General features: G+C 74.2%; 21 protein-coding genes and 3 tRNA genes. 14 read left to right on the top strand and 10 right to left on the bottom strand.

The window, feature by feature from the left end; genetic code table 11:
* Positions 1 to 153 precede the first annotated feature (153 nt).
* Positions 154 to 1,719: an aldehyde dehydrogenase family protein gene (locus ACN27C_RS31365; RefSeq protein ID WP_358192294.1), complete on the bottom strand. Its 1,566-nt coding sequence runs from the start codon at positions 1,717 to 1,719 to the stop codon at positions 154 to 156.
* Positions 1,720 to 2,146: 427 nt separating this feature from the next.
* Between ACN27C_RS31365 and ACN27C_RS31360 the strand changes: the two genes are divergently transcribed.
* The 3 genes from ACN27C_RS31360 (at position 2,147) to ACN27C_RS31350 (ending at position 8,310) form a co-directional block, all read left to right on the top strand.
* Complete coding sequence (locus ACN27C_RS31360) at positions 2,147 to 5,020, top strand: glycoside hydrolase family 9 protein (protein ID WP_422749932.1); 2,874 nt, start codon at positions 2,147 to 2,149, stop codon at positions 5,018 to 5,020.
* Between the two features lie 207 nt (positions 5,021 to 5,227).
* Positions 5,228 to 7,663 carry a non-reducing end alpha-L-arabinofuranosidase family hydrolase gene (locus ACN27C_RS31355; protein WP_422749930.1) on the top strand — a complete coding sequence of 812 codons (2,436 nt, stop codon included), beginning with the start codon at positions 5,228 to 5,230 and terminating at the stop codon, positions 7,661 to 7,663.
* A gap of 125 nt (positions 7,664 to 7,788) precedes the next feature.
* Entirely contained in the window at positions 7,789 to 8,310 is a 522-nt protein-coding gene (locus tag ACN27C_RS31350) for a DUF488 family protein (protein WP_233585366.1), read from the top strand.
* A gap of 1 nt (position 8,311) precedes the next feature.
* On the opposite strand, the gene ACN27C_RS31345 is transcribed toward ACN27C_RS31350, so the two are convergent.
* From ACN27C_RS31345 to bioB, 3 genes are read right to left on the bottom strand one after another with little or no spacing between them, the layout of a single operon-like run.
* Complete coding sequence (locus ACN27C_RS31345) at positions 8,312 to 8,818, bottom strand: GNAT family N-acetyltransferase (RefSeq protein WP_120570954.1); 507 nt, start codon at positions 8,816 to 8,818, stop codon at positions 8,312 to 8,314.
* Between the two features lie 3 nt (positions 8,819 to 8,821).
* Positions 8,822 to 9,040, bottom strand: a complete 219-nt coding sequence (locus tag ACN27C_RS31340; RefSeq protein WP_091420122.1) for a hypothetical protein — start codon at positions 9,038 to 9,040, stop codon at positions 8,822 to 8,824.
* Positions 9,041 to 9,047: 7 nt separating this feature from the next.
* Positions 9,048 to 10,043, bottom strand: a complete 996-nt coding sequence (gene bioB / locus ACN27C_RS31335) for a biotin synthase BioB (RefSeq protein ID WP_422749927.1) — start codon at positions 10,041 to 10,043, stop codon at positions 9,048 to 9,050.
* Positions 10,044 to 10,203: 160 nt separating this feature from the next.
* On the opposite strand from bioB, the gene ACN27C_RS31330 reads away from it, so the two are divergent.
* The 4 genes from ACN27C_RS31330 to ACN27C_RS31315 are packed head-to-tail and all read left to right on the top strand — an operon-like array spanning position 10,204 to position 14,432.
* A complete protein-coding gene (locus ACN27C_RS31330) occupies positions 10,204 to 11,340 on the top strand; it encodes an 8-amino-7-oxononanoate synthase (protein ID WP_422749925.1) in 1,137 nt (378 codons plus the stop codon).
* Entirely contained in the window at positions 11,337 to 12,068 is a 732-nt protein-coding gene (gene bioD, locus ACN27C_RS31325) for a dethiobiotin synthase (protein WP_422749923.1), read from the top strand. The genes ACN27C_RS31330 and bioD overlap by 4 nt, the downstream gene beginning before the upstream one ends.
* 46 nt (positions 12,069 to 12,114) lie before the next feature.
* Complete coding sequence (locus tag ACN27C_RS31320) at positions 12,115 to 13,758, top strand: sensor histidine kinase (RefSeq protein WP_422749921.1); 1,644 nt, start codon at positions 12,115 to 12,117, stop codon at positions 13,756 to 13,758.
* Entirely contained in the window at positions 13,755 to 14,432 is a 678-nt protein-coding gene (locus tag ACN27C_RS31315; RefSeq protein WP_358170431.1) for a response regulator transcription factor, read from the top strand. Before ACN27C_RS31320 ends, ACN27C_RS31315 begins: the two co-directional genes overlap by 4 nt.
* Before the next feature lie 15 nt (positions 14,433 to 14,447).
* On the opposite strand, the gene ACN27C_RS31310 is transcribed toward ACN27C_RS31315, so the two are convergent.
* The 4 genes from ACN27C_RS31310 to ACN27C_RS31295 all read right to left on the bottom strand — a co-directional run bounded on the left by ACN27C_RS31310 (position 14,448) and on the right by ACN27C_RS31295 (position 18,109).
* Positions 14,448 to 15,269, bottom strand: a complete 822-nt coding sequence (locus ACN27C_RS31310) for an ABC transporter permease (RefSeq protein WP_422749919.1) — start codon at positions 15,267 to 15,269, stop codon at positions 14,448 to 14,450.
* Positions 15,266 to 16,198 carry an ABC transporter ATP-binding protein gene (locus ACN27C_RS31305; RefSeq protein WP_422749917.1) on the bottom strand — a complete coding sequence of 311 codons (933 nt, stop codon included), beginning with the start codon at positions 16,196 to 16,198 and terminating at the stop codon, positions 15,266 to 15,268. The genes ACN27C_RS31310 and ACN27C_RS31305 overlap by 4 nt, the downstream gene beginning before the upstream one ends.
* A gap of 69 nt (positions 16,199 to 16,267) precedes the next feature.
* Positions 16,268 to 17,431 (bottom strand): cytochrome P450, encoded by a 1,164-nt coding sequence (locus ACN27C_RS31300; protein WP_422749915.1) that lies wholly within the window; start codon positions 17,429 to 17,431, stop codon positions 16,268 to 16,270.
* Between the two features lie 9 nt (positions 17,432 to 17,440).
* Positions 17,441 to 18,109: a class I SAM-dependent methyltransferase gene (locus ACN27C_RS31295; protein ID WP_422749913.1), complete on the bottom strand. Its 669-nt coding sequence runs from the start codon at positions 18,107 to 18,109 to the stop codon at positions 17,441 to 17,443.
* 190 nt (positions 18,110 to 18,299) lie between these two features.
* On the opposite strand from ACN27C_RS31295, the gene ACN27C_RS31290 reads away from it, so the two are divergent.
* The gene (locus ACN27C_RS31290; protein ID WP_120573897.1) at positions 18,300 to 19,130 is read left to right on the top strand and encodes a hypothetical protein; all 831 of its coding nucleotides are present in this window, start codon (positions 18,300 to 18,302) and stop codon (positions 19,128 to 19,130) included.
* Positions 19,131 to 19,148: 18 nt separating this feature from the next.
* Here the strand turns inward: ACN27C_RS31290 and ACN27C_RS31285 are convergent, their stop codons facing one another.
* Positions 19,149 to 19,751, bottom strand: a complete 603-nt coding sequence (locus tag ACN27C_RS31285; RefSeq protein WP_091420285.1) for a TetR/AcrR family transcriptional regulator — start codon at positions 19,749 to 19,751, stop codon at positions 19,149 to 19,151.
* Positions 19,752 to 20,025: 274 nt separating this feature from the next.
* Between ACN27C_RS31285 and ACN27C_RS31280 the strand changes: the two genes are divergently transcribed.
* The 6 genes from ACN27C_RS31280 to ACN27C_RS31255 all read left to right on the top strand — a co-directional run bounded on the left by ACN27C_RS31280 (position 20,026) and on the right by ACN27C_RS31255 (position 23,552).
* Positions 20,026 to 20,098: transfer RNA gene (locus tag ACN27C_RS31280), tRNA-Gly, on the top strand.
* Between the two features lie 34 nt (positions 20,099 to 20,132).
* Positions 20,133 to 20,203, top strand: a tRNA-Cys gene (locus tag ACN27C_RS31275).
* Between the two features lie 12 nt (positions 20,204 to 20,215).
* Positions 20,216 to 20,290 (top strand) — tRNA-Val (locus tag ACN27C_RS31270).
* Positions 20,291 to 20,399: 109 nt separating this feature from the next.
* Positions 20,400 to 21,218, top strand: coding sequence for an isocitrate lyase/PEP mutase family protein (locus tag ACN27C_RS31265; RefSeq protein ID WP_422749910.1), 819 nt, complete (start codon positions 20,400 to 20,402; stop codon positions 21,216 to 21,218).
* A 52-nt stretch (positions 21,219 to 21,270) separates the two neighbouring features.
* Positions 21,271 to 22,770 (top strand): response regulator transcription factor, encoded by a 1,500-nt coding sequence (locus ACN27C_RS31260; RefSeq protein WP_422749908.1) that lies wholly within the window; start codon positions 21,271 to 21,273, stop codon positions 22,768 to 22,770.
* Positions 22,771 to 22,865: 95 nt separating this feature from the next.
* Positions 22,866 to 23,552 (top strand): hypothetical protein, encoded by a 687-nt coding sequence (locus tag ACN27C_RS31255; protein WP_422749906.1) that lies wholly within the window; start codon positions 22,866 to 22,868, stop codon positions 23,550 to 23,552.
* Positions 23,553 to 23,628: 76 nt separating this feature from the next.
* Here ACN27C_RS31255 and ACN27C_RS31250 read toward each other — a convergent pair whose 3' ends face one another.
* On the bottom strand, positions 23,629 to 23,874 hold the full coding sequence (locus tag ACN27C_RS31250) for a DUF6458 family protein (protein WP_013284878.1): 246 nt from the start codon (positions 23,872 to 23,874) through the stop codon (positions 23,629 to 23,631).
* Between the last annotated feature and the right edge of the window lie 118 nt (positions 23,875 to 23,992).

Here is a 23,992-nt window from a genome sequence, read left to right as displayed (position 1 = left end):
CCGGAGGTGCGCCGCAACGGCGCGGCACACCCGAGGGGTACGGCCCGGCGGCCGGAACCGGCGCGGTCACGCGCCACAGGGGCCGACCTCCGATACGGAGGACGGTGACACGGCGGGGCTCCCGATGCGGGGGCCCCGCCCGTCTGTGTGCGATCAGGTGGCCGGGTAGCTGCTGTAGTCGGGGAAGTTGCCGTAGAGCCGGCCGTCACCGCCCACCGTGACCGCCTGCACGAGCAGGTCGCCGCCGACGAACGCGCCCTTCCAGGACGCGCCCCGGCCGCCGAACGGCTCGTCCCGGTCGCCCCGGGAGCGCGGCTTGTTGATGCCCACCTTGAACGCCTGGAGGTCGACCGCCAGTTTGCCGGCCAGCTCCTCGTCGTCGCAGGCGAGCGACGCGACGAGCGCGCCGTTGGAGGCGTTCATCTGGGCCAGCAGTTCGTCGGTGGTGTCCACCACGACGATGGTGTCCACCGGGCCGAACGGCTCGGCGTGCATGAGGCGGGACCGGCCGGGTGGGGCCAGCAGCACGGCCGGGGCGACGTACGCGGAGGTGTCCTGCCCGTCCAGGAACGGCGCGCCGTCCAGCTTGCCGCGGTGCAGCGGCACGGCGCCGCCGCGTACCGCCTCGTCGACCTTGCGTCGCAGCTCGTCGGCCTTGGCGGCGCTGATCAGCGGCCCGAAGTCCAGCTCGGGCAGCGGGTCGCCGGCCGACCAGTCGGCACCGACGGCGAGCGGGTGGCCGAACCGGATCGAGCGGACGACCGGCAGGTACATGTCGAGGAACTCGTCGACCAGGTCGCGCTGGACCACGAACCGGGGGTACGCGGTGCAGCGCTGCTTGCCGTACTCGAAGCCCTTGCGCAGGTGCGCGGCGAGCGAGTCCCACTGGGAGAAGTTCCAGATGCCCCAGGCGTTGAGGCCCTCCTGCTCGATGAAGTGCCGCTTGTCGCAGTCGAGCAGCGCGGCGGCGACCTTGCCGCCGTTGGAGCGCCCGCCGACGAACGCCACCGCGCCGATCTCCGGCGCGCGGACGAGCACCTCGGACAGTTCCTCGCCGCTGCCGGACAGCAGCGTGGCGGGCAGTCCGGCGCGGCGCATCAGCGCGTGCGCGACGGTGAGGCAGACCGCCCCGCCCTGCGACGGCGTCTTGGCGATGACCGCGTTTCCGGCCAGCAACTGCACCAGCTCGGCGTGCACCAGCACGCTCATCGGGTAGTTCCAGGAGGCGATGTTGCTGACCGGGCCGGGCAGCGGCTCCCGGCCGTCGGCGAGCATCCGCTCGATCTCCTGCACGTACCAGCGCACGCCGTCCAGCGCGCGGTCCACGTCGGCGCACGCCAGCCGCCACGGCTTGCCGATCTCCCAGACCAGCAGCAGGGCGAGCAGGTCGCGGTGCGCGGTGAGCGCGTCCAGCGCGTCGGTGACCCGGGCGACGCGTTCGGCCAGCGGGGTCTGCGCCCACTCCCGGTGCGCCGTGGCGGCGTGGGCCACGGCGGCGCGGGCCGTGTCGGCGTCGAGCCGGGCCAGGTGTACGAGCACGGTGTTGTCCACCGGGGTGCGCACGGCGGTGGGCGTGCCGAGCGCGCGCCAGTCGCCCTGGACGAGGTTGTGCAGGGTGGTGGTGCCGTCGGGGCCGGTGCCGAACGCCTCGGGCGTGGCGGTCACCGCCCGGGCGAGCGTGTCGGACCAGGAGGTGCCCTCGGCGAGTCGTAGAGCCATCGCGATCTCCTCAGTGTCGTCCGGGGAGCGGCGGCGTCGATGGCACCGCAGGTGAGGCGTACTGTCCCGCGGGGCCGAGCGGCCGGGCAACCGTACGTTCGTATGCCAGGACGGCCGGGCCGCCGCCGGCGCTCTCGCGGACGTGTCCGCGACCGTGCCGATATCGCTGAGCTGGGACTTAACGCGCTCAATATTGAGAAGTATCGATGATGTGATCCAGCTCCCGATGGTTACCCGTGAGTACGCCCGGGTGCTGCGGATCAGCGTGGTCTTCCCCTGTGATGAACGGCGCATTACATTGTCGGTTGTCCATGGGAGCGCTCCCGAACTCCTGCGGACACCCACCACCACCGCCACGCGGCAGCCGGAGCCCTGTGAACCCGTCCCCGCTCCGGCTGCCGCCCGGCGCCAGCCACAGGAGCTCGCCATGCCCCGTCCGATTCCGCCGCCGGGAGGCCGGTCCCGGCTCCGCCGGCTGTTCGCCGCCGGCGCCGCGCTGGCCGTCGGCCTGGCCACTGCCGTCGCCGCCCCGCCACCCGCGTCCGCCTCCGCCGCCCAGGCCGCGCCCGCGTTCAACTACGCCGAGGCGTTGCAGAAGTCGCTGTTCTTCTACGAGGCGCAGCAGTCGGGCCGCAAACCCTCCTGGAACCGGGTCTCCTGGCGCGGCGACTCCGCGCTGACCGACGGCGCCGACGTCGGCGTCGACCTCACCGGCGGCTGGTACGACGCCGGCGACCACGTGAAGTTCGGCTTCCCGATGGCGTTCAGCGCCACCATGCTGGCGTGGGGCGCGGTCGAGTACCGCGACGGGTACGCCGCCTCCGGCCAGCTCACCCACCTGCTGAACAACCTGCGCTTCGTCAACGACTACTTCGTCAAGGCGCACCCCGCCGCGAACGTCCTCTACGGGCAGGTCGGCAAGGGCGACGACGACCACAAGTGGTGGGGCCCGGCCGAGGTGATGCCGATGGCACGGCCCGCGTACAAGATCGACGCGAGCTGTGGCGGCGCGGACCTGGCGGGGGAGACGGCGGCCGCGATGGCCGCCTCGTCGATGGTGTTCCGGCCCACCGACGCGGCCTACGCGGACAAGCTGCTCGGCCACGCCAAGCAGCTCTACACGTTCGCCGACACGGTGCGGAAGAGCTACCACGAGTGCATCACCGACGCGACGAGCTTCTACAAGTCGTGGAGCGGCTACCAGGACGAGCTGGTGTGGGGCGCGATCTGGCTGTACCGGGCCACCGGCGACGCCACCTACCTGGCCAAGGCCGAGAGCGAGTACGACAAGCTCGGCACCGAGCCGCAGTCCACCACCCGCTCCTACAAGTGGACCATCGCCTGGGACAACAAGCAGTTCGGCGCGTACGTGCTGCTGGCCAACCTGACCGGCAAGCAGAAGTACGTCGACGACGCCAACCGGTGGCTGGACTACTGGACCGTGGGCGTCAACGGCCAGCGGGTGCCGTACTCGCCGGGCGGGATGGCCGTGCTCGACTCCTGGGGCGCGCTGCGGTACGCCTCCAACACCGCGTTCGCCGCGCTGGTCTACAGCGACAGGGCCACCGACACCACGCGCAAGGCGCGCTACCACGACTTCGCCGTCCGGCAGATCAACTACGCGCTGGGCGACAACCCGCGCAACTCCAGCTACCAGATCGGCTTCGGCGCCAACTCGCCGCGCAACCCGCACCACCGCACCGCGCACGGCTCCTGGTGGGACAGCCAGACCGTGCCCACCGAGACCCGGCACGTGCTCTACGGCGCGCTGGTCGGCGGCCCGTCCTCGGCCAACGACGCGTACACCGACAGCCGGTCGGACTACGTGATGAACGAGGTGGCCACCGACTACAACGCCGGTTTCACCTCGGCGCTGGCCCGGCTGACGAACGAGTACGGCGGCAGCCCGCTCGCCGGCTTCCCGGTCGCCGAGACGCCCGACCTGGACGAGCTGACTGTGGAGACCACAGTGATGCAGGCCGAGCCGCGCGCCACCGGGCTCAAGGCGATCGTCTACAACAAGTCGGCGTTCCCGGCCCGGGCGCTGACCACCGGTAAGTTCCGGTACTTCTTCCGGCCCGACGGCACCGGCCCGGTGACAGTCACGCCCGGCTACACCCAGGGCTGCCCGTCCCCGTCGGCGGCGAAGCAGTTCTCCGGCGACATCTGGTACGTCGAGGTCGACTGCACCGGCTACACCATCGCGCCCGCCGGCCAGTCGCAGCACCGGATGGAGGTCCAGTTCAAGATCGGGGTGCCGGAGGGCGGCACCTGGGATCCGACGAACGACCCGTCGTACCAGGCCACGGCCGGGCCGAACCGCAAGGTGCCGCTCTACTCCGCCGGCGTACGCGTCTGGGGCGAGGAGCCCGGACCGGCCACGCCGGACACCACTGCGCCCTCGGCGCCCGGCACGCCCGTCGCGTCCGCCGTCACGTCGAGCGGGCTCACGCTGACCTGGGCCGCGTCCACCGACACCGGCGGCAGCGGCCTGGCCGGCTACGAGATCACCCAGTCGCAGACCGGCAGCGACGCGCTGGTGCTGCGGACCGCCACCACCAACACGCTCGCGGTGACCGGGCTGCTGCCGGAGCGGACGTACCAGTTCACCGTGCGGGCGCTCGACGGCGCCGGCAACCGCTCGGCGTCGTCGGCTGCCGTCAGCGTCACCACACCGGCCGGCCCGGCGCCGGACACCACCCCGCCGACCGCACCCGGTACGCCCACCGCCTCGGCGGTCGGCCCGACCGGCCTGACGCTGACCTGGGGCCCGTCCACCGACGCCGTCGGGGTCACCGGGTACCGCGTCTACCGGGGCGGGAACGTCCTGGTCGGCACCGCCACCGGCACCACGCTGGCGGTGACCGGGCTGACCGCCTCTACCACGTACACCTTCACTGTGGTGGCGGTGGACGCGGCCGGCAACGTCTCGCCGGCCTCGCCCGGCGTCACAGTGACCACCACGGCCCCGCCCACGGGCGGCGCCTGCGCGGTGACGTGGACGGCGAACACCTGGGACACCGGGTTCACCGCGAACGTCACTGTCGCCAACACCGGCACCACGGCGATCAACGGCTGGACGCTCGCGTTCACGTTCGGCAACAGCGGGCAGAAGGTCGGGCAGGCCTGGTCGGCGAACGTGACCCAGACCGGCACCGCGGTGACCGCGTCGAACCTGTCCTACAACGGCACGCTGGCGCCGGGGGCGTCGACGAGCTTCGGTTTCAACGGCACCCACACCGGCGCCAACCCGAGGCCCGCCGCCTTCACCCTGAACGGCTCCGCCTGCACCGTCTCCTGACCGTCGAGGCGGCGTGGCGTGGCCGGTGCCGCACCGGGCGACCGGCCACGCCACGCCTCGCGCGGCCAGAACCTTTCCGAAACGTTTCCGAAACACCATTGTCCCCGTCGATGCGCGATGGAAGCATCGACGGAGCTAGATAACCAACCGAGACGTCCAGTCGTCTTCGCCCCGGCGGCCTGGGTGTTGGCCAGTAAGGAGGCCAAGATGGCCATGAGCCCATCCGTTCATCGCGGCGGGAGCCGGCGACGGCGATCACCCGCCGTCCGAGCGCTGCTCGCCGGCGCGGTCAGCGCCGTGACGGTGGCCGCCGTCGCGGTGATGATGCCGTCGGCGAACGCCGCCGCGAGCACGCTGGGCGCGGCCGCCGCGCAGTCGGGCCGGTACTTCGGCACGGCGATCGCGGCGGGCCGGCTCGGCGACTCGACGTACAGCACCATCGCCGGGCGCGAGTTCAACATGATCACCGCCGAGAACGAGATGAAGCCGGACGCGACGCAGCCCCAGCGGGGCCAGTTCAACTTCAACTCCGGTGACCAGATCTACAACTGGGCGACCCAGCGCGGCTTGAAGGTCCGCGGGCACACCCTGGCGTGGCACGCGCAGCAGCCGGGCTGGATGCAGAGCCTGAGCGGCAGTAACCTTCGTCAGGCCATGATCGACCACATCAACGGCGTGATGGCCCACTACCGGGGCAAGCTCGCCGCGTGGGACGTGGTGAACGAGGCGTTCAACGAGGACGGCAGCCGCCGCCAGTCGAACCTCCAGGGCACCGGCAACGACTGGATCGAGGTCGCGTTCCGCACCGCCCGGGCGGCCGATCCGTCGACCAAGCTCTGCTACAACGACTACAACATCGAGAACTGGTCGTACGGCAAGACGCAGGGCGTCTACAACATGATCCGGGACTTCAAGTCCCGCGGCGTCCCGATCGACTGCGTGGGCCTGCAGACCCACTTCACCGGCGGCAGCTCGCTGCCGGGCAACTTCCAGACCACGCTGTCCAGCTTCGCGGCGCTCGGCGTGGACGTGGCGCTGACCGAGGCGGACGTCACCAACGCCTCGACCAGCCAGTACGCCGGGCTGACCCAGGCGTGCCTGAACGTGCCGCGCTGCATCGGCATCACCGTGTGGGGCGTCCGCGACAGCGACTCGTGGCGCTCAGGCGAGAACCCGCTGCTGTTCGACGGCGGCGGCAACAAGAAGGCCGCGTACAACTCGGTCCTCAACGCGCTCAACGCCGCCGCCCCGACCTCGGGGCCGACCACGACCCCGACCACGGGACCGCCGCCGAGCGGCGGCGCCGGCCGGATCGTCGGCGTGCAGTCGGGCCGGTGCATCGACGTGCCGAACGCCACCCAGACCAACGGCACCCGCGTGCAGCTCTACGACTGCAACGGCCAGTCCAACCAGCAGTGGACGTACACCTCGAACAAGCAGCTGATGGTCTACGGCAGCAAGTGCCTGGACGCGAACGGTGCGGCCACCGCCAACGGCACCGGAATCATCATCTGGGACTGCAACGGCCAGTCGAACCAGCAGTGGAACATCAACTCCAACGGCACCATCAGCGGCGTGCAGTCCGGCCGCTGCCTGGACGTCTGGGGCACCAGCAACGGCCAGCAGGTCCAGCTGTACGACTGCCACGGACAGACCAACCAGCAGTGGCGGACCGACTTCGGTGGCACCACGCCCCCGACCACGCCGCCGCCGACCACGACGCCCCCGCCGGGCGGCTGCTCGCTCCCGTCGACCTACCGGTGGTCGTCGACCGGCGCGCTGGCCAACCCGCAGAACGGCTGGGTCTCGCTCAAGGACTTCACCAACGTCGTCTACAACGGCAAGCACCTGGTCTACGGGTCGTACGTCAACAGCAGCGGCCAGTACAGCTCGATGAACTTCAGCACGTTCACGAACTGGTCCGACATGGCCTCGGCCGGCCAGAACGGAATGAGCCAGGGCACCGTGGCGCCCACCCTGCTGTACTTCGCGCCGAAGAACATCTGGGTGCTGGCGTACCAGTGGGGACCGACCTCGTTCAGCTACAAGACGTCGAGCGACCCGACGAACGCCAACGGCTGGTCCTCGGCGCAGACGCTGTCCACCGCCACCCTGCCCGACGCCCCGTACGGCGTGATCGACCAGACGCTCATCGGCGACGACCAGAACATGTACCTGTTCTTCGCCGGGGACAACGGCAAGATCTACCGGTCGAGCATGCCGCTCGGGAACTTCCCGGGCAGCTTCGGTTCGAGCTACACGACGATCATGACCGACTCGACGAACAACCTGTTCGAGGGCGTCGAGGTCTACAAGGTGGCGGGCCAGAACCAGTACCTCATGATCGTCGAGGCGATCGGGAGCCAGGGACGCTACTTCCGGTCGTTCACGTCCAGCAGCCTGAACGGCTCGTGGACCCCGCAGGCCGCCACCGAGAGCAACCCGTTCGCCGGCAAGGCCAACAGCGGCGCGACGTGGACCAACGACATCAGCCACGGTGACCTGGTCCGCACCAACCCCGACCAGACCAAGACCGTCGACGCCTGCAACCTGCAGTTCCTGTACCAGGGCAAGAACCCCAGTGCGGGAGGCGACTACAACCTGCTGCCGTGGCGGCCGGGTGTGCTGACCCTCCAGCGCTGACCGTCACACCGTTCGAGGAGAGCGTGCCCGGCACCCGTGCGGTGCCGGGCACGCCCGTTCCGGTGGGTCGGACCGGCCGGCGGGCGGACGGCGGTGACCCGGGGCAAGCTGGATCGGTGGAGCGCATGCTGCTGACCGTCGGCCACGGGGCCGCCCACCGCGACCAGCTCGGGGACCTGCTGGCCGGCGCGGAGGTCGCCCTGGTCGTGGACGTGCGTCGCTACCCGGCCAGCCGGACCAACCCCGACGTCCGCCGTGAGGCCCTCGAACGCTGGCTGCCCGAACGGGGCATCGACTACCGCTGGGAGCCGCGCCTCGGCGGCCGCCGGCACGTCCGCGCCGGCGAGCCGGAACCGGACACCTGGTGGACGGTTGCGGCCTTCCGGGCGTACGCCGCGTACACCCGCACGCCCGACTTCGACGCCGCACTGGACGAGGTGCTGGCCGACGCCGCGCGGCGGACCACGGCCGTGATGTGCAGCGAGAGCGTCTGGTGGCGCTGCCACCGGCGGCTGATCGCCGACGTCGCCGTGCTCGGCCGCGGCGTGCCGGTGTCGCACCTCATGCCGGACGGGCGGCTCAGCCCGCACCGGCCCGCCGAGGGCGCCCGCCGGCTGCCCGACGGGCACCTGCTCTGGGAAGGCTGACTCAGCCCGCCAGGTCCTCGGCGAGCAGATCCATCAGCAGCGCGTCGTGCCAACGTCCGTCCGCCCCACGCTCGTAGCGCCGCATGATGCCCACCGGGCGGAACCCCACCTTCGCGTACGCCCGGATCGCCGCCGTGTTCGCCGCCGCCGGGTCGATGGTGAACCGGTGGTGGCCGTACTCGTCGATCAGGTGCCGGACCAGCGTGCGGATCGCGTCGCCGCCCAGCCCCGAGCCGCGTACCGCCGGGTCGAGGAACACGTCCAGGCTGGCGTGGCGGTAGTCCGGGTCGGTCTCGGCGTACCACTGGATCGCGCCGACCAGCCGGCCGTCGTGCTCGACGGCGTAGGTCGTCACCGCGTCGTCGGCCAGGTCGGCCCGGACCGACGCGGCCAGGTCGTCGCCGCCGCGCCACCAGCGGCGCACCTCCGGGGTGGCCCGGATCGCGGCCAGCGCGGGCACGTCGGCGTCGGTCACCGGCCGCAACGTCACCGCCCGCCCCCGCAGCACGCCTCAGCCCCGCCGCTCGCCGTGCTCGACGCAGACCGCCGACCAGCCCGTCGGTACGACCTGCACCTTCATCCGCCGTCGGCAGGACGCGCACCAGCGCGGCGGCTCCCACGCCCGGGCCGCCTCGCACGCCGGGTGCGGCCCGGCCGCCACCGACTCGCCGCACCTGTCGCACCAGAGCGCCGCGGGGAGGGCCGCCGTGGCGGGGGAGGATTCGGTCACCGCTGCCTCACAGGGTCGCCGAGAGCGCCTTCACCGGCATCTTCAGGTCTTCCAGCAGCTTCAGATCGGCCGTCGCCGGCCGGCCCAGCGTGGTCAGGTAGTTGCCGACGATCACCGCGTTGATCCCGCCGAGCAGGCCGTCGCGGGTGCCCAGGTCACCGAGGGTGAGTTCGCGGCCGCCCGCGTACCGCAGGATGGTGCGCGGCATGGCCAGCCGGAACGCGGCGATGGCGCGCAGCGCGTCCTTGCCCTCCACCACCGGGCGGTCACCGAGCGGCGTGCCGGGGCGCGGGTTGAGGAAGTTCAGCGGCACCTCGTGCGGGTCCAGCTCGGCGAGCTGGGCGGCGAACTCGGCGCGCTGCTCGACCGTCTCGCCGAGGCCGAGGATGCCGCCGCAGCAGACCTCCATGCCGGACTCGCGGACCATCCGCAGCGTCTCCCAGCGCTCCTCCCACGAGTGCGTGGTGACCACGTTCGGGAAGTAGGAGCGGCAGGTCTCCAGGTTGTGGTTGTAGCGGTGCACGCCCATCTCGACCAGCTCGTCGACCTGCTCCTGGGTGAGCATGCCGAGCGAGGCGGCGACCTGGATGTCGACCTCGGCGCGGATGGCGGCGACGCCCTCGCGCATCTGCTTCATCAGCCGGGCGTCCGGGCCGCGCACGGCGGCCACGATGCAGAACTCGGTCGCCCCGGTCGCGGCGGTCTGCTTCGCGGCCTCGACCAGCGCCGGGATGTCCAGCCAGACCGAACGGACCGGGGAGGTGAACAGGCCGGACTGCGAGCAGAAGTGGCAGTCCTCCGGGCAGCCGCCGGTCTTCAGCGAGATGATGCCCTCGACCTCGACCTCCGGGCCGCACCAGCGCATCCGGACCTCGTGGGCGAGCTGGAGCGCGGCGGGCAGGTGCTCGTCGGGAATGTTCAGCACCGCGAGGACGCCGGCCTCGTCGAGGCCGACGCCGTTGCCCAGCACCCGCTCCCGGGCCTGGTCGAGGATCTCTGGCATGGCTCGTAACCTAACAGGCCACCGTGAGCCCGGGAAACCGCCGCCGCCAGCCCTCCGGCGAGCCGGGACCGCGCCACGCCGGGGCCCTCCGCGCGGGTGGTAACTTCGCCCCGCGGAAGCGCCCGGCGGGGGCGGGGAGTCGGCGGGAGGGGACGGCACGGTGGCGGACTGGCTGGCGGCCCTGGACCGCCGCGCCGAGCTGCGGGCCCGGGCGGGGCTGACCCGCACGCTGCGCCCCCGGGCCGCCGACGACGCCGTGGTCGACCTGGCCGGCAACGACTACCTGGGCCTGGCCACCCACCCGGAGGTCACGGCCGCCGCCGCGACGGCCCTGTCCGCGTACGGGCTGGGCGCCACCGGGTCGCGTCTGGTGCGCGGGTCCACCGACGCCCACCACGCGCTGGAGGACGACCTGGCCGGCTGGCTCGGCGTCGACAGTGCGCTCGTGTTCTCCTCCGGCTACCTGGCCAACCTCGCCGCCGTCCGGGGGCTGACGCAGCCGCGTACGCTGCTCGTCTCCGACGCCCACAACCACGCCTCGCTGATCGACGGCTGCCGGATCTCCGGCGCCGAGACGCTCGTGACGCCGCACGCCGACGTCGCAGCGGTGGCCGCGGCGCTGGCCGCCGCGCCGGGCCGCCCGGCGGTGGTGGTGACCGAGTCGGTCTTCTCCGTCGACGGCGACCTGGCCCCGCTCGCGGAGCTGCACGCGGTGGCCCGCCGGCACGGCGCGCTGCTGCTCGTCGACGACGCGCACGCGCTCGGCGTCACCGGCCCGGCCGGCGCCGGCGGGGTGGCCGCCGCCGGGCTGGCCGGCGCGCCCGACGTGGTGGTCACCGCGACGCTGTCCAAGGCGCTCGGCGGGGCCGGCGGCGTGGTCGCCGGGCCGGCCGAGTTCGTCCGGCACCTGGTGGAGACCGGCCGCACGTTCATCTTCGACACGGCGCCGCCGCCCGCCGTGGTGGCCGGGGTACGCGCCGCGGTACGCCTGGCCCGCACCGGTGACGCGCTGCGGGCCGAGCTGGCCGACCGGGTCGCGGCGGCGGTGCGCCGGCTCGGCGGGGCCGGGCTGTCCGTGTCCGCCCCGGACGGCGCCGTGATCTCGGTGACCGCGCCCGGCCCGCAGGAGGCGACCGCCTGGGCCGCCGCCTGCCGGGACCGGGGCGTCGCGGTCGGCTGCTTCCGTCCCCCGTCCACGCCGGACAGCCGCTCCCGGCTGCGGCTCACCGTCAGCGCGGGGGTGGACCGGGCCGACTTCGACCGGGCCCTGGATGTCATCGTGGAGTGTGCGCCATGAGCTTCGGCGACGCCTGGACCGGGCCGGTGCTGGTGACCGGCACGGACACCGAGGTCGGCAAGACGGTGGTGACCGCCGCCGTCGCCGCCGCCGCGCAGGCGGCCGGCCTGCGGGTCGCCGTGGTCAAGCCCGGCCAGACGGGTACGGCGACAGGCGAGCCCGGCGACGTCGACTCGGTGACCCGGCTGGCCGCCCCGCTGACCGGCCGGACGCTGGCGAGCTACCCCGATCCGCTGGCCCCGCTGGCCGCGGCCCGGGTGGCGGAGCTGCCGCCGCTGGAGCTGTACAACGCGGTCGACGCGATCCGCGAGGAGGCGGACAAGCACGACCTGGTGCTCGTCGAGGGCGCGGGCGGGCTGCTCGTACCGATGGGGTTGCGCCCGTCCGGCGAGCCGTGGACGGTGGCCGACCTGGCGGTGTCGCTCGGCGCACCCGCGGTGGTGGTGGCGCGGGCCGGGCTCGGCACGCTCAACCACACCGCGCTGACGCTGGAGGCGCTGGAGCGGCGCGCCGTCCCGGCCGGCGTGGTGATCGGCGCCTGGCCGGCCGAACCGGAGCTGGTGCACTGGCTCAACCTGTCCGAGCTGGTGCCGAACCTGCTCGGCGCGGTGCCGGCCGGCGCGGGCGGGATGGACCCGGGCGTGTTCCGCCGGTCCGCGTCCGGCTGGCTCACCCCCGCCCTGTACGGCGTGCTGGACGACTGGCGGGCCTGGGCCGAGGAGACCTGACTTTCGTCGGTGCCCGGCCCGGCCGGGCGTGGGTAGCGTGACCGCCGTGGAACCCCGCGAACGACAGCGCCGGGCCGGTGACCTGCTGCTCTGGGCCGTGCTCGCGGCGCCTGTCGCGTACGGCCGGCTCACCCCGCCGCAGATCGGCGAGCTGCCGCCGCTGGCCGCCGCGCTGGCGCTGCTCGGCGCGGCGGTGTGGATCGGCCGCCGGTGGCCGCTGGTCGCGGTGCTCGCGGTGGTGGCCGGCTCGCTCGTCGACGGCAACGTGGTGTTCGCCATCCCGGTCTTCGGCTACCTGGCCGGGCGGCGCAGCGACCGGGCCGCACCGGCCGCCGCCGTCTTCGCCGCCATCGCGGTCACCGGCTCGGTGCTCAACCTGGGGCTGCTCGGCACCGAGCCGTCCACCTGGTTCCTGCTCGCCTCGGTGCTGCTGTTCGCCGGGGTGTTCCCCTGGCTGCTGGGCCGGCTGCGGCGGCAGCACCGCGCGCTCGCCGACGCCGGGCTGCGGCACGCGCAGGCCGAGCGCCGGGCCGAGGTCGAGCGGGTACGCCTGCGCGAGCGGGCCCGCATCGCCCAGGACATGCACGACTCGCTCGGCCACGACCTGAGCCTCATCGCGCTGCGGGCGGGCGCGCTGGAACTGGCGCCGGACCTGTCCCCGGCGCACCGGGCGGCGGCCGGTGAGCTGCGGGCCAGCGTCGCCGCCGCCACCGAACGGCTGCACGACGTGATCGGCGTGCTGCGCGAGGAACGCACGTTGCGGCCGCCGGGGGAGACGGTCGCCGACGTGGTCGACGGCGCGCGCGACGCCGGGATGACGGTCGACCTGCGCGCCGACGGGGCGGACCTGCCGCCGCTGCCCGCGCACGCGGTGCATCGGGTGGTCCGGGAGGCGCTCACCAACGCCGCCCGCTACGCCCCCGGCGCCCCGGTCACCGTCGCTGTGGGACGCGATGCCGGCGCGGTGACCGTCGCGGTGGTGAACGCTCCGCCGCCGGCCGGTCCGCTGCCCGGGCCGCCGTCGCACGGCTCCGGGTTGCTGGCGCTGCGCGAGCGGGTACGCCTCGCCGGCGGCACCCTGGACGCCGGTCCCCGCGACGGTGGCTGGGCGGTCACCGCACGCGTCCCGCTGACCGGCCCGGCCGACGCCGAGGCTGCCTCGCCGGTCACCGGCGGCCTCACGGACGCGCTCGGTGTCTCCGGACGCGCCGGTGTCGACACCGGTCCGGCCGGCGATTCCGGGACGACCATCCCGCGATCCGGTGGTCTCGGCGACGGCCGCGCGGACGCGGATCCGCCCGGCGTATCCGGAAGCGTGGCTGCCGTCGTACCCCGGCGGGGTGAACCGGGGGACGCGGCCCGGCGGCTGCGGGAGGCCCGGCGGCGGGTGCGGCGCAGCCTGCTCGTCGCGATCGGCGCGCCCGCCGGGCTCGCACTGGTGCTGGCGCTCGTCTACTACCCGCTCGCCACGGCCGGCGCGGTGCTCGACCGGGCCGGCTACGAACGGCTGCGCCTCGGTGAGCCGCGTGACGCGCTCGGGCTGCCCCGGCGGCAGGCCGACCCGCCCGCGACCGGCGCGGTGCCGGGCTGCGAGTTCTACACCGACGGCAACTTCCCGTTCGCCCAGGCGACCTGGCGGCTCTGCTTCGCCGACGGCCGGCTGGTCAGCAAGGAGCAGATCGCACCATGAGCGACGACCTCGACCGCCCGCTGCGGGTGGTGCTCGCCGACGACGAGGCGCTGGTCCGGGCCGGGGTCCGGGCGATCCTTGCCGCCGACCCCGGCATCGAGGTGGTCGGTGAGGCGGGCGACGGCCTCGCGGCGGTGGAACTGGTCCGCGCGCACCGGCCCCGGGTGGCGCTGCTGGACATCCGGATGCCCCGCTGCGACGGGCTCAGCGCCGCCGCGCAGATCCGCCGGCTGGTGCCGGAGACGGCGGCGGTCATGCTCACCACGTTCGGCGACGACGACCTGATCGCCCGCGCGCTCGGTCACGGCGCCGCCGGGTTCCTGCTCAAGTCCGGTGACCCGCGCGAACTGCTGGCCGGGGTGCGGGCGGTGGCCGACGGCGGGGCGTACCTGTCGCCGCGGGTGGCCCGCCGGGTGATCGAGCTGAGCGGCCGCCGGATGGCCCGCGGCCCGTACGCGCGGGACCGGCTGGCCGGGCTGACCGACCGGGAACGCGACGTGCTGGCGCTGGTCGGGGCGGGACTGTCGAACGCCGAGATCGCCCGTCGGCTGCATCTGGTCGAGGGCACCGTGAAGAGCTATCTGACCAGCATCTTCACCCGGCTGGACGTGCGCAACCGGGTGCAGGCGGCGATCCTCGCGTACGAGGCGGGGCTGGTCCCGCCCGCCGGCTGACCAGCCCCGCCCCGCTCAGGCGTCGCGTCGTGCCAGCGCCCACCGGCCCAGCGCCAGCGCGGCGGCGGTCCAGGCGGCGAGCACCAGCAGCCCCGCCGCCGCCGGGTACGGCTCGGTGTCCCCGGCCAGGAAGTGGTTGCCGGCCACGCCGGGGAACGCGTCGGCGATCCGGGTCAGCACCGTGATGTCCGGCTCCTGCAACGACAGCGGCACGATCATCAGCAGCGCGAACAGCACGGTCAGCGTCAGTACCGCGCCGCGCAGCGCCGCCGCCAGGCCGAGCGCCAGCACACCGACGAGCGCCAGGTACGCCGCGGCGGCCACCACGTCGGCCACCGTCCCGCCCAGCGGGGCGTGGCCCCACTCGCCCAGCACCGGCCGCGCCGTCACCGCGCCGACAGTGCCGAGCAGCAGCCCGAGGCCGAACGTCACCGCGCCCACCACGATCGCCTTGGCCGCCAGCACCCGCCCCCGTGACGGGGTGCACCGCAGCGTGGTGCGGATCGTGCCGGTGGTGAACTCGCTGGTGATCGCGAACAGGCCGAGCGCCAGCACCACGTACTGGGTCAGCTCCAGCGACCCGGCCACGATCTCGCCGACGTCCACCACGCCCGGGTTGTTGGCCGGGTCGTCGTCGGTGTTGGCGTTCTGCGCGTAGATGGCGAGCTGGGCGCTGGTGGCCGCCATGGTCAGCACCGCCGCGAGCAGCGTCCACCAGGTGGAGCGGACCGACCAGAGTTTCGTCCACTCGGCGGCCACCGCCCCGGCGAGCGGACGTCCGGCGGGGGCGGGCCGGGCGGTCCGCCGGGCCGGGTCGAGCGTGGACGGTGCGGTCATCGGGTGCCACCTCGGGTCGGGCCGGCGGCGTACTCCACGCTGTCGGCGGTCAGCTCCAGGAACGCCTCCTCCAGGGAGGGGGCGACGGGGGTCAGCTCGTGCAGGCGTACCCCCATCTCGTGCGCCAGGTCGCCGACGCGGCCGGCGGTGCTGCCGGCGACGGACATCCCGCCCTCGTCGGTGGTGACAGTCGCGCCCTCGGCGGCGAGCCGGTCGCCGAGCGCGGCGAGCGCGGCCGGCTCGGGGCCGCGTACCCGGACCGACGCGGCGGGCCGGGCGGCGATCAGCTCGGCCAGCGGCGCGTCAGCCACCAGCCGGCCGCGCCCCAGCACCACCACCCGGTCGGCGGTCTGCTGCATCTCGCTCATCAGGTGGCTGGAGACGAGGACGGTGCGCCCCTCGTCGGCGAGGCGGCGGGTGAATCCGCGGATCCACCGCACCCCGTCCGGGTCGAGCCCGTTGACCGGCTCGTCGAGCAGCAGCACCGGCGGGTCACCGAGCAGCGCGCCGGCGATGCCGAGCCGCTGGCCCATGCCCAGCGACAGCGCCCGGCCCGGCTTGCCGGCGGCGCGGCCGTCCAGGCCGACCAGGTCGAGCACCTCGGTCACCCGCCGGGCCGGTACGCCGTTGCTGCGCGCCATCGCCCGCAGGTGCGCCACACCGGAGCGGGCCGGGTGCACGCCCGTCGCGTCGAGCAGCGCGCCCACCTCGTACAGCGGGTGCCGCAGCGTGCGGTAGTCCTGCCCGTTGACCAGCGCCCGCCCGGCGGTGGGCCGGTCCAGGCCGAGCACCATCCGCATGGTGGTGGACTTGCCGGCGCCGTTGGGGCCGAGGAACCCGGTGACCTGCCCGGGGCGGATCTCGACGGTCAGGTCGTCGACGGCCGTCACGTCGCCGAACCGTTTCGTCAACCCACGAAGTGTGATCATGCGGCGACGCTATGGCCCGGCGGTGGCGCCGCGCCGCCGTCGAACGGCAACGGCCGACACCGACTTTCGTCAGGTGCGACGGACCACGAACGCGTCGGGCATCCGGAACGTCAGGTTGTCCGGGCACCAGGGTGGACGGACCACAGTCACGCCGTCCAGCAGCGCGGTGGCCTCCGCGACCACCACGGCGGCCTCCATCCGGGCCAGCTGCGCGCCGACGCAGCGGTGCGGCCCGGCGCCGAAGGCCAGGTGCCGCCGCGAGCCGGGCTGCCCCGGGCGGAACTCGCCCGGCGCGCCGACCACTGCCGGGTCGCGCCCGGCGCGGGCCAGCCACGCCACCACGCTGGTGCCCGCCGGTACGGGGACCTCGCCGAGCGTGGTGTCGACGGCTGCCACCCGCCGCCAGGTGACGATCGGCGGCTCCAGCCGCAGCCCCTCCTCGACCACGTCGTCCACGTCGATCTCCCCGGCGCGCAGCCCGGCCCGTACCGCCGGTTCGCCGGACAGCCGGTGCAGCAGCAGGGTGAGGAACTGCGAGGTGGTCTCCTGACCGGCGACCAGCAGGAAGAACAGCGCGCCGACGACCACGTCGGGGGAGTGCCCGGCGTCGCGCAGCCGCGCGGCGAGCCCGCCCCCGGTCGCGGCGAACTCCCGCAGCACGGTGTGGAACCGGCCCACCTCGGCGGCCAGCGCGAGCTGCCGGTCGGCGTCCAGCGGCGCCCAGAACAGCTCCAGCGCGGCGCGGGCGAAGTCCTTCACCGCGCCGACCGGGGCGTCCGGCAGCTCGACCAGCCGGGCCAGCACCAGCAGCGGCAGGTCGGCGGCGAGCCCGGCGTACAGGTCGGCCGGGCGGCCCGCGTCCAGCGTCGCCGCCAGCCCGGCAATGCGCTCCCGGACCAGCCCGGTCAGCCACTGACGCTGGGCGGCCACCCGGTGCGGGTGCAGCGCGTCGGCGACGATGCCCCGGATCTCCGGGTGGTCGGCGCCGCCGTTGTTCGCCAGTGTCGGCGGCAGCCGGAACCGGTGCCCGGCGAGCACCCGCAGCGCGGCCACCGGGATCGGGGTGACCGCGTCGAGCGCGTTGTCCGGCCGGAACGTCACCGGATCGGTGAGCACCTGGCGGACGAGCGCGTGCCGGGTCACCACCAGGTGTGGCACGCCGACGTGGTCGACAACGGTGGCCGTGTCCGGCCACTGCCCGTCGACGGACTCCCCCCAGCCCCGGAACAGCACGCGGTAACGCTAGCGGCGGGCGCCCGGTGGGTTCGGGTCCAGCTCCCAGACGGTGGTGTGCTTCACCCGTACGCTCTCCAGCGCCTCGGACACCGGCACGTCGTACGCGGCCAGCTCGTGGAAGCGCTCGCGGGGCAGGAACGCGCGCCCCGGGTCGCCCACCAGCACCCGGGCGCCGGACCGGGCGGCCCGGAGCAGGAAGCGCAGCATGCGGCGGGCCATCGCCTCGCTGTAGAAGACGTCCCCGGCCAGCACCACCTCGGCGTCACCGGCGTCGGCGTCGAGGATGTCGCCGAGTTCGGCGTCGACGCGTACCCCGTTGGCCTCGGCGTTGAGCGCGACGGCGGCCACTGCCCGCTCGTCCACCTCGACCGCCCGGACGGTGGCGGCCCCGGCGCGGGCGGCGGCGACGGCGACCAGGCCGGAGCCGGAGGCCAGGTCGAGCACCCGGCGGCCGGCGACCACCTCGGGGTGGTCGGTGACGTAGCGGGCCAGTCCCTGCCCGCCGGCCCAGGCGAACGCCCAGAACGGCGGCGGCTGGGCGCTGCGGAACTCGCCCTCGGTCAGCTCCCACAGGCCGATCGGCTCGTCGGCCTGGTGCAGCAGCACCTCGGGGACGAACGCCACCGGGGCGAGACGGGCGTGCAGCCGGACGAACGCGGCGGACAGCTCGGACACCGGAGAATTGTGGCCCACCCCGGTTCCCCACCCGCATCCCGGGCGTGTCGCGGTGCCGTCGTGACCGGTTCACCACGCTCGGTGAAACAGGCCCCGTGTTGTGGCGTTGGATGCGAACACGCCCGTCTACCGGCGTGCCCGGCGCGCTCCTAGCGTTGCCTGTGGACACGACCGAGGGTGAGGAGGCGTGGTGAGCGGCTGGCGGCACGCGCTGCGGATCGGACTGGTGCTGACCTTCGTGGCCGGGACCGGATACGGCGGGGCCGTGCCGGCGCGGGCGGCGGCGGCCTTCTCCACCGAGTTGAGCGGCCTGCCGGACGAGTTCACCGCCGGGGACCGGGTGGAGACGTTGTCCGCCGTGGTGTCCCGCTCCGACGGGGGCGGCTGTGTCAAGGTGCGCTGGTCGATGCTGGTGCGGGTGCAGGGCCTGCGGCTGGACCAGCTCAAGGTGGACCGGGTGGAGGACAGCGGCTCGTTCCCGCTGGAGATCCGCACCGAGGGAGACACCGCCCGGCTCACCGACCGGCAGCTCGACCCGGGTGTGCTGTGTCCCGGCCGTACCGTGACCGCCCGCTACCGGGTCGCGTTCGCCGAGGACGTCGGGCGCGGGCGGGTGAGCTTCGCCGCCGAGGCGTACGACCCGCAGTTGCGGCTGCTGGCCCGGCGGACCGCCTCCCGTGAGGTGGTGGGGGAGGAGGCGGCTTCGCCGACTCCCTCGCCGAGCAGCGCGGAGCCCACACCGAGCGACGAGCCGTCTTCCGAGGCGCCCGACGAGGAACCTACTGACGAGCCGACCGACGCCGCGGTGGTGGAGCCTCCCGCGCCCGGTGGCGTGGCCGGGCGGCCGGTGGCGGACAGCGGCGGATTCGGCCTGGTGCAGGCCGCGTTCCTGCTCGGCGGGTTGCTGCTGTTCCTCGGCGCCGGGCTGCTGCTGCGGATGCGCCGCCTGCTGCGCCCCGCCCCGCAGGCTGACCCCGACCTCCCGCCCCCGTTCGAACGCCCCCGCCCTCGCTGGCACTGACGCGCCGCGGGTGGGTGGTCAGTCGAGCTGGCTGGGCTCCAGGCCCAGCTCCCGGGCGGCCACCAGACGGATCCACTCGGCGATCTGCCGGCGGGTGATCACCCGTTCGTGCACCGCGAGCTGGACCGCCAGCCCGTCCATCACCGCGCTGATCCGCCAGGCCGCGCCGGCCGGGTCGGGGCAGTCGAACGTGCCCTCGGCGACCCCGGCGGTGATCACCGCGGCCAGGTCCTGCCGCCACCGCAGGTCGAGACGGCGGGAGAGCTTCTCCAGCTCCGGCGTACGCAGCGACTCCGCCCAGCCGTCGATCCACATCGACCAGGAGGTGGCCCGGCCGGTCGGCGCGTAGAGGCGCAGCATCCGGCGCAGCTTCGCCAGCGGCGGGGCGGAGGAGCGCAGCACCGCGTCGAGGCGGGCCAGATCCTGCTCGACCGCGTACGCGAAGGCCTGCGCGAGCAGGCGGTCCTTCGTCGCGAAGTGGTAGAAGACGAGCGCCTGGCTGACCCCGGCGGCCTCGGCCACGTCCGCGGTGCGGGTGTTGGCGAGCCCTCTTTCCGCGATCACCTCGCAGGCCGTACGCAGCAGCGCGTCCAGGCGGATCTCGGCGGCTCGTCTCGTCACGGCGTTACGGTAACCCATCCGTATGACCACAAGGAGTTACCGAAGCGGCCGGTCGGCGGCAGGACAGTCGGATGCCGGACACTCGGGTCGCCGAGCGGATTCCGCAGGTCGCAGCCCTGCCTGCCAGCCCCGGAGGTCAGCCACCCAGGCTCCTAGGAAGCCTGCGGGGTGCGGCGCCGACGGCATCCGGACGCGCCGGAAGGGGACCCGATTTGGCAACCGTTCCCGGGCTCGGCTAAAGTTCTCATCCGTCACCGGATAACACCGGGGGCGTGCGGACGTAGCGCAGCTGGTAGCGCATCACCTTGCCAAGGTGAGGGTCGCGGGTTCGAATCCCGTCGTCCGCTCGGAGATGCCGCCACGCAGTTCGGGGGCAACCTCGGTGGAGTGGCCGAGAGGCGAGGCAACGGCCTGCAAAGCCGTGTACACGGGTTCAAATCCCGTCTCCACCTCGCAGTAGACGAGGGCGATTGGCGCAGTGGGAGCGCGCTTCCTTGACACGGAAGAGGTCACTGGTTCAAACCCAGTATCGCCCACCAGCGGAAAGGCCGTGTCGATCATTCGACACGGCCTTTCTCGTCGTCGATCAGTCCAGTGCCGTGCCGCTGGCCATTGCCGCCGCCGCAGCGCCCCGCCCAGACTGGCCCGGTGGACGATCAGCAGACCCGAGCCCGGCAGTTCCGCGCCCTGCACCTGCCCGGTGAACCACTGATCCTGGTCAACGCCTGGGACGCGCTGAGCGCCCGGATCGTCGCCGCGGCCGGCGCCCGGGCGGTCGCGACCACGAGCGCCGGGGTTGCGTGGAGCCGCGGCGCCCCGGACGGCGACGCGCTCGCCCGGGACACCGCCGTCGACGTGATCCGCCGGGTGGCCGACGCGGTCCCCGTACCGGTCACCGCCGACATCGAATCCGGGTACGGCGACAGCCCCGCAGAGGTCGCCGAGACGATCGCGGCGGTGCTCGCGGCCGGGGCCGTCGGCGTCAACGTGGAGGACTCCCGGCACGACGGCGGAGGCCCGCTGCGCCCGGTCGACGAGCAGGTCGGCCGGCTCGCCGCGGTCCGGGCCGCCGCCGACCGCGCCGGCATCCCGCTGTACGTCAACGCGCGGGTGGACACGTATCTGCGCGGCGCCGGTGGCGTACCCGAGACGGTCGCGCGCGCCGAGGCGTACCTGGCTGCCGGCGCGGACGGGATCTTCGTACCCGGAACCGTGGAACCGGAGACGGTGGCCGCGCTGGCGGCGGCGATTCCGGCGCCGCTGAACGTGCTGGCCGGGCCGGGCGCACCGCCGATCGGCGAGCTGGCGCGGCTCGGCGTGGCCCGGGTGAGCATCGGACCGGCGGTGGCCGAGGCCGCGTACGCGGTGGCCCAGCGGGCGGCGACGGAGGTGCTCGGCGCCGGGACGTACGGCGCGCTCGACGGCGGGCTCGACTTCGACGCGCTGAACGAGCTGATGCGGAGCTGACCCGGACGGCGCGGCATCGACCGCGGAGCGGGGCACCGGGTTGAATGTGCCGGTGACCGCCTCCGTCCGCCCGGTGCCCGCGCTGCTGGGCCTGCCCGTCGTCACGGGAGTCACGGCGGGGGCGTGCGTCGTTGCGCTCGCCGCCCTGGGGGCGGCCGGTCACGGCGGGTTCGCGACCGAGCCGGCCGGCGCCCTCGCCCTGGCCGTGGCGGCAGTGGCCGCGGCGGTCGCCGCGTCCCGGCTCGCCCGGTCGGGCCACCGCGCCGCCGGGCGGCTGGCGACCGGGCTCGCCGCGTCGCTGCTGGCTTATCTGGGGCTCGCCGTCCTGGCGGTGGCCACCGTCGCGGCCGGGCACCGGTGGGCCGGTCCGGCCGTCGCGGCGTGGAACTCGGCGTGGATCCCGCCGCTCGCGCTCCTGCAACTGACCGCCTCGGCCGCCGTCCGCACCGGCACCGTCACCCCGAAGGCGCACCGGTACGTGGGTCTCGTCCTCGGCGCGGCCACCCTCGTCAACGCGCTGCTGACGACGGCGACCGAGCCGTTCGACGGGCTGCCGACGATCGCGGGGGAGTCCTGGCGTACCGCCCTCGCCCCGGTCGGCGCCGCCGTCACCGTGCTGGGCGTGGCGGCGCTGCTCCTGCTGCCGGTGACGCTCTGGCGGGCCGCTCTCGGCTCGCACCACACCGTGCGGGCGCGGCTCGGCGTGGCCGCCGCGGCCACCACGGCGGCGCCGTTGACTGTCGTCTTCTGCCTGCTCCTCGCGATCGCCCGCACCCCCGGTGACGTCGAGCCGTCGCTGGGCTCGGTGGCCTTCCTGGTGGCCCTGTCCGGCGCCGCCGTGTTCGCCGCCGCCTGCGCGGTCACCGCCGCCCGGGGCACCACCGAGCCTCGGCGGGTCGGCACTGTGGTGCGCGCCGCCGGCCTGGCCGCCGCGGCCCTCCTGGTCGTCGGCGCCGGCACGCTCGTCGCCGCTCCCGGCTCGTCCCTGGGCCCGACCTCGGTCGCCCTGGTCGTGTCCGCGCTGACTGTCGTCGTCGGCGGCGGGGCGTGGGCCGGCACCGGCCGGCTGGCGGCGCTGCTCACCGCCGCGCCGGAAGTGCCGGCGGCGGCGCCGGTGACGCCGCGAGGCGGCGCGGAGGGTACGGCGGCAGGCGACGCGCCACCGCACGCCGGAACGCCCGATGCGGCGGTTTCGGATGTCGTCGAGACGACGGGCCCGGGCCCGTCGGCAGCGGAGGTCGCGCCGGACGCCTCCGGCGCGGCGGTGTGCGTCTCGGCCTCGGCCGGCGCGGGAGTACGCGTCCCGGTGCCCGCCGGTGCGGTTCCGGCATCGGTCGGCGGGCTGACGGCGCGCGAACGTGAGGTGCTCGCCGCGCTCGCCGAAGGCGCCAGCAACGCGGGGATCGCGGCGCAGCTCGTGGTCTCCGAGCGCACCGTCGACGCCCACCTGCGCGCCATCTTCGTCAAGCTCGGCCTGACCCCGGGCGGCGACACGAACCGGCGGGTACGGGCGGCGCGGATCTGGCTGGAGCACGCACGACAGCGGCGCTGAGCAGGACTTTCGCGAAGATAGGTGTTGAGGCCGATGCCCGCGCCGGTGGTGCCTCGGCACGGTGGGGCGACACCCGATCGACGGAGGCTCTCACAGTGCCCGTACCGAACACCGTGCCCGTACCGAAGCTGCGCCGCGCCGTGCTCGTCGCGCTTTTCGCCCTGCTCCTGGTGGCCCTGGCCGGCCGTACCCTGTTCATGTTGTGGGAGCCGCCGTTCGACGGCGCGATCCACTACGACGACGTACGCGAGCTGGGGTCCGCGTACTGGCCGATGAACCTCTACCTGGGCGGGCCTGCGTACGCCGTCTCCTGGATCGCCGCGGCGGTGTTCATCGTCGGTCTCGCCCGGGGTCGCGCGGGCGTGCTGAACCTGGTGGGGGCCTTCCTGGCCGGCCTCGGCGGTGTGGTGTTCGCGCTGGCGATCACCGCCGAGGTGCTGCCGTTCGCCTACGCCGCCGACCCGGCCGTCCTGCCGGAGCAGGAGGGGCGCGCGTTGTTCGACGTCTTCAACGACCAACTGGACGGGCTGCTCCCGGCAATCCTCGGCAGTCAGGTGGCGATCGTCCTCGGCATGGTCCTGGCGCTCGTCGGGATCCTGATCGGCCGCACGATGCCGCGCCCGCTGGTCGTCGCCGCGCTCGCCTACGTCGTGGCGTTCGTGCTGGTCCCGCAGGACGCGGGTCGCGCGGTGGTCGTCGTGAGCTACCTGCTCCAGGTGGCGCTCGTCGCCGCGATCGGCTGGTACGGGCTGCGCGCCGCCACCGCCGACGAGCGCCCGTAGCAGAACGGGCCGGCCGGATCGGGTGATCCGGCCGGCCCGTTCCGGGACCGATCAGCTCCGTCGGCCCCGGTCGCTGTCACATCGGCGGGGCGACGTCCCGGCGCTCCTCGACCCGGCGGTACTCCACCGGCTGCTCGGCGGTGGTCGTGACCACCTGGCGACGGCGGCCCCACACCAGCGTGGTCATGATCAGGCCGAGGACGCCGGCCGCCATCAGGATCCAGCCGACGACGTCGAGGTCGACCCCGCCGACGCTGGCGTTGAGCGCGAACGTGAGGATCGCGCCGACCGCGATCAGGAAAATGCTCGTACCGATACCCACGACAGCCTCCTTCGGGGGGATGGTTGTGCTGTCACCGGCCTCAGTACCCCGGCGGCGAGCAGCGCAACCACACGGCCGCCCGACGCGGCGGGGGCCTGCCGCACGGCGATCTTGGCAT

Origin of the sequence: Micromonospora sp. WMMD1219, assembly GCF_049315215.1 — a bacterium.
Classification (GTDB): Bacteria; Actinomycetota; Actinomycetes; order Mycobacteriales; family Micromonosporaceae; genus Micromonospora; species Micromonospora tulbaghiae.
Note: the sequence above shows the minus strand (reverse complement) of the source record. Positions and strands in the feature narration are given on the sequence as shown.